The following is a 5,556-nucleotide window of genomic DNA, read 5'->3' as shown; positions in this document are numbered from 1 at the left end:
AGGGATAGCCACGCGGTATGAAAAGCTTGAACGAAATTATCATTCAATGCTCGCTTTAGCATTTACTATGATGTGGCTACCAATGTGGGCTGATTGATATATGTACTACAAAGATCAACAGCCCCTAGTAAGTATTGTTCCGCAACAACCTTCAATGATTCCTTCTTATCTGTAACCAATTTTAATTCAAAATCCATATACTTAGTAATCTTAGACACGTTTATACAATGCTCAAACTGATTATTTTTCCCGAAGAAATCTTCAGATAAATTAGTTTTCCCTCCGCTAATCATATGAGCTCGAAAACAACTTGCGACAATAATTAATAACTCGGGGGGTGGATAAAACCCAGATTCTATGAAGTATAAAAAGCTGTTTAATAGATTACTTTCTACTAGTTCACACTCAATTACATTATGTAATGAGTTTTCTCTAGCATATTCCAGCTATGTTCAAGCTTTGCGTAGTATGGAAACTCATTATGTTTATAAGAAGCTTTTAAAATTTCTCTCACTTCCACTACATCTTCAAGATGTATTTTTATAAGCGCCTGCAAAAAAAACTTTCCCTTTCACTAATTCAGTCAACTCATCAATATCCATTTTTTCACCCTAATTTAAACACTAATAAAACAAGACAAATACAAACAGTAACCGTTGAAACATTCTCAACTCTCACTACGCTTAGTAGTTTCATAATCAACTTTTCCATAACTAAATAACCTCTTTATATAGGATTAGTTTCCATTATATCGTCCTTTTAAAGAAGCAAAGAGCCATTAACTCAAGCTAATATCATTAATGAATGAGACTCTAGCTTTATTACAAAGAGGCTTTAAATCTTGGTCGCGTACCGATATTAAGTAACGTCTGTTTTATCAAAAAAGAACCGCCGTCGATATGTTAACTTTGAAAATACGAAAAAAGGTATTTGATTAGGTTATATCTGTGGCAGGAATTTAGGGTAGCTCTTTCAGTGTTACATTTAGCTCATAGCCTTTCATTCTTTCAGCTATGAGCTACTACATTTAAAAACGCTAAAATCTAGTGATGGTGCCCGCCTTGAATAGCCTCGCCCTGCTGGTTATAAAAGCCAGTTGCACTGTGCTCTATAAAACCAAGGTTTATCATTTTAGCTAAAAATGGGTCGCCTTCGTTATCGCCAATGTCGGCGTAATCGGTGGTTTGAAAGCGATCCCACTGTGCAAATTGAGCAGTAATTAATGGCACATCAGTGTTTACATTATTAAGGCTTAGCAATGTACTTGTTTGGCTTTTTTTATTACTAATACTAAATGTTTTAACTAATTTTGAATGCGTAATAAAGGCAAGGTTAAAGTCGTTGCCATTTTCGCTCAGTGTATAGTTTTTCACTTCATCACAGCCTTTTCCTTGTGTGCTTACTAAGGTCATTTTTTCGATTAAGTGGTTATCCACCAGCTGACTTTTAGCACTCCAATTTTGTACGCCGCGTACCTCAGATGGTTGGTATTCAATACCGCGTTGCTGGGCATTAAAGTAACGTATTGGGCGTATTTGATTATTGGCTAAGTGCTGCCAAAGCTCGGTTATTACTTCACTTTGATGCGCTACTTGCTGATTGTTTCGCCAAAGGGTAAGTGACTCGCTACTTTGCTGCGTTTTATGACTGTTGGTAATTTTATAATCGGCTTTTAAATGCTTGGCATCAATATCACATTGTGAGGCAAAGCTACTTGTACTCACAAGCGTGGCAATTATTAATAACGCTTTTTTCATTTAGCTATCTCTTATTTATATTTCAGGTTTATGGCAATAACATAACGATTATAAATGTCAGTTTAATGACAAAAACCCCGCACAATATGCGGGGTTTTTATTTAGATATATTTAACTAAATTTATAACTAGCCAGTATTTATTGCGCTAGTTTTTCGTCTGCTGTTTTTACAAAGTCAGCGGCAAAGTCCATTACATGGAATAAAAAGCTTTGCTCGTTTGTGCCTGTTACCAAGTGTGCACCTGGTCCCATTGCATAAACGCCTACGTCTTCACCGGCATGTGTTTCTGAGCCCATTGGTACCAGTGCTTCTTGATGAAAACCAGGTGTTGTTGTATCAACATCTGTTAAATCAACACGCCCTGTTACTGGTGCAAACTCATAACCTGCATCGGCATCAGTCTCGCTACCTAGGTTTCTAAAACCACCACCATTGGTGTAACCAACCGTTGTATAAGGCATATCGTCGGCAGCTAAACTTGGCTCAGTAGCGCCTACTGCAACCACTTTACCTAAAATTGGGTTACCGCGTTTAGGGTAACCGGCAATGGTAAATACATGGCTGTGATCGGCAGTTACAACTATTAATGTTTCTTCTGGGTTGGTGTTTTCCATCGCCACTTTAACGGCTTTAGCAAGCTCAATAGTGTCGTTTAACGCGTTATAAGCATTACCCGCATGATGCGCGTGGTCAATTCGACCCGACTCAACCGTTAAGAAAAAACCTTGCTCGTTGTTATCAAGTACGTTTATTGCTTTTTCGGTCATTTGTGAAAGCGAAGGCTCGCCTGCTACATCGTTTGCGCGGTCAGCTTCGTACTGCATGTGGGATTCGTTAAATAAGCCAAACACTTTAGTGGCGTCGTCACTTATTGCATCAAAACCGGTTTGATCCATTACGTAAGTGCCATTTGGATATTGCGTTTTCCACTCTGCGGTTAAGTCGCGGTTATCTGTTCGATCCCCTTCAACAGCACTTACTGCATCGGCTGAATTAAACGCGGCATCTTTTGGTAAAAAGTGACGACGACCGCCGCCCATAACTACGTCAATACCGTCTATATCAACACCACTAAAGCGTGCTTCTAGGTTGGCTTCAAAGTTAACTAGTTGCGATGCAATGTCTTCACATGTTGCGGCACTTTCTGGCATATCGGAGATATCTTCCCAGTTACGCTCTGCCGATTTAGCATACGTTGCAGCGGGTGTTGCGTGAGTAATACGCGCTGTAGAAATAATCCCTGTTGCTTTACCTGCAATTTCAGCAAGCTCTAACGAGGAAACAAGTTCGTGCCCTTTGCCTGATGCACAATTACCACGTTCAACCGCTTCATCAATACCAATAACGCCTGCATCGGTTTTAACGCCCGATGCCATTGCGGTCATAGTGCCTGCCGAATCTGGCGTTTGCGCATCTACGTTGTATGTTTTTACAAAGCCCGAAAAAGGCATAGTTTCAAAGCTTAACTGGTGATCTTCACCCATTTCGCCCTCTAACTGACCCGCTAAAATACGTGCTGCGGTTATGGTAGAAATACCCATACCATCGCCCACAAATAAAATTACGTTTTTAGCTTTGCCTGATTCAGTAACAATGTTGCTACTGGCTGTTTGTGCAGCACCTAATTTTGTTTGTGCTTCACTAAACCATGTATTACTAGTGAGTGAGGCTAACTGCTCGCTTGTTAACGACGTTGCAGGTGCATTACACACTAAATTAGTTGAGTTAACTTCGTCGCTATCTAGCACGTCGTTATTATTGGTATCTGCGCCTACTTGCGTCTCTACACCGCCATTAATACACTGCTCAGAGCCCACTGCAATAGCGTTATCTACTGCGATAATATTGTTTTCATTTTTGTTATCGTCACTCGAGCAACCTGCAAGCGCGACCATTACTGCCAAAGAAAGTACCGTTAATTTGTTCATGTTAGCCGCCATTATTGCTGAGTTAGTTCAAGAGCTTGATTAATTAGATGAAACACTACGTTTTGTTCAATTACGCCTTGTGCTAGCTGAGCACCAGGACCTTTTGCATGCAGTGAAATATCTTCACCCGCGTGTGTTTCTGACCCCATTGGTACGGTTGCTTCTTGGTGAAAACCTGGGGTTGTTGTATCAACGCCATTTAGCTCAACACGCCCTGCTACAGCAGCACTTGTGTAACTCGCATCAGCATCAGTCTCGTCGCCTAGGTCTCTAAAACCTAAACCATTTGCGTAACCTACTGTGGTGTACGGCATATCGTCGGCAGCTAGGCTTGGTGTAGTTTCGCCTACTGCAACTACTTGACCTAAAATTGGATTACCACGCTTAGGGTAGCCAGCAATGGTAAATACATGGCTGTGATCGGCGGTTACTAAAATAAGGGTTTCTTCTGGATTAGTGTTATCTACCGCTGCTTGCACGGCTTTAGCAAACTCAATGGTGTCGTTAAGCGCGTTGTACGCATTACCCGCGTGGTGCGCGTGGTCAATTCGACCCGATTCAACCGTTAAGAAAAATCCATTATCGTTTTTACCAAGCACTTCAATTGCTTTAGTGGTCATATCGGTAAGTGAAGGCTCGCCCGCTACATCGTTTGCGCGGTCAGCTTCGTATTGCATGTGGGATTCGTTAAATAAACCAAATACTTTAGTGGCGTCATCTGCTATTGCATCAAAGCCTGTTTGATCCATTACGTACGTAGCATCTGGGTATTGTGTTTGCCACTCAGTTACTAAGTTGCGCTCGTCAGTGCGGTCGCCTTCTATAGCACTTACTGCATCTGTTGAGTTAGCTGTTTCGTCTTTTGGTAAAAAGTGACGACGACCGCCACCCATTACAAAATCAAGACCGTCTACGTCGGTCCCTACAAATCGTGCTTCTAGGTTTTTTTCAAAGTTAACCAGTTGCGATGCAATGTCTTCACAGCCACCCGTTACGGCATCTTCTGGCATATCGGATACGTCTTCCCAGTTACGGTCAGCCGATTTAGCATACGTGGCAGCAGGGGTAGCATGTGTAATACGTGCTGTAGAAATAATACCGGTAGATAGCCCTTTAATTTCAGCCAATTCAGTTGCGGTTATTAGCTCGTTACCAGCTACTGTTGAACACACGCCGCGTTCAATATCTTCATCTACACCAATAACGCCCACATCGGTTTTCACACCCGAAATAATAGCCGTCATCGTGCCTGCTGAATCAGGAGTTTGAGCATCTACGTTATACGTTTTAACTTGTGCAGAATATGGGAACTCTTCAAAGCTTAAATAACCTTCTTCGCCAGATTGGTTATTACGCTGCCCTTGCAAAATGCGCGCGGCGGTAAGAGTAGAAATACCCATGCCATCGCCCACAAATAAAATAACGTTTTTAGCTTTAGTGGCTTGTGTAGCCTGCGCTTGTGCTGTTTTTGTTGTTAGTTTAGTTTGCGCAGCGCTATACCAGCTGCTGTCTTTTTGGCTTTGCGGTAGTACATCAGCATGGCTCACTGCGCTAAACGTTAACGTTAGCGCGATTGCCGCAGCGACTTTTTTAATTTTCATCCGTAATTCCCATATTGTAGTGGTTATTTTTTGTTGAAGCGTAAACCTCAAATAAGTAACCGCTGCACTATAGAAAACAGATGTGACTGATAAAGGTAATTTTGATGAAAATAAGATGACTAAACTATTACAAAAATAAGTCACATCGAGTAGGGTGAGGCTTTTGCCTCATCCCTCTCACAGAACCGTACGTACGGGCCTCGTATACGGCTCCTGTATTCTTCTATCCCTTCGGCTTATTTTCTAAACGCCGATTGAGCAAGCCATCC

Annotated in this window: 3 protein-coding genes and 1 pseudogene; 1 reads left to right on the top strand and 3 read right to left on the bottom strand. The window is 41.7% G+C overall.

Features of this window, described 5'->3' with window-relative positions:
• Positions 1 to 97 (top strand): annotated as a pseudogene (locus QL998_RS20130) (IS5/IS1182 family transposase); the annotation flags it as partial.
• A gap of 946 nt (positions 98 to 1,043) precedes the next feature.
• Here the strand turns inward: QL998_RS20130 and QL998_RS20125 are convergent.
• From QL998_RS20125 to QL998_RS20115, 3 genes are all read right to left on the bottom strand, one after another.
• Entirely contained in the window at positions 1,044 to 1,757 is a 714-nt protein-coding gene (locus QL998_RS20125) for a hypothetical protein (RefSeq protein WP_290193363.1), read from the bottom strand.
• A gap of 138 nt (positions 1,758 to 1,895) precedes the next feature.
• Positions 1,896 to 3,686 (bottom strand): alkaline phosphatase, encoded by a 1,791-nt coding sequence (locus QL998_RS20120; protein ID WP_290193362.1) that lies wholly within the window; start codon positions 3,684 to 3,686, stop codon positions 1,896 to 1,898.
• A gap of 11 nt (positions 3,687 to 3,697) precedes the next feature.
• Positions 3,698 to 5,287 carry an alkaline phosphatase gene (locus tag QL998_RS20115; RefSeq protein ID WP_290193361.1) on the bottom strand — a complete coding sequence of 530 codons (1,590 nt, stop codon included), beginning with the start codon at positions 5,285 to 5,287 and terminating at the stop codon, positions 3,698 to 3,700.
• Positions 5,288 to 5,556 lie beyond the last annotated feature (269 nt).

Origin of the sequence: Pseudoalteromonas sp. APC 3691, from assembly GCF_030408135.1 — a bacterium.
Classification (GTDB): Bacteria; Pseudomonadota; Gammaproteobacteria; order Enterobacterales; family Alteromonadaceae; genus Pseudoalteromonas.
Note: the sequence above shows the minus strand (reverse complement) of the source record. Positions and strands in the feature narration are given on the sequence as shown.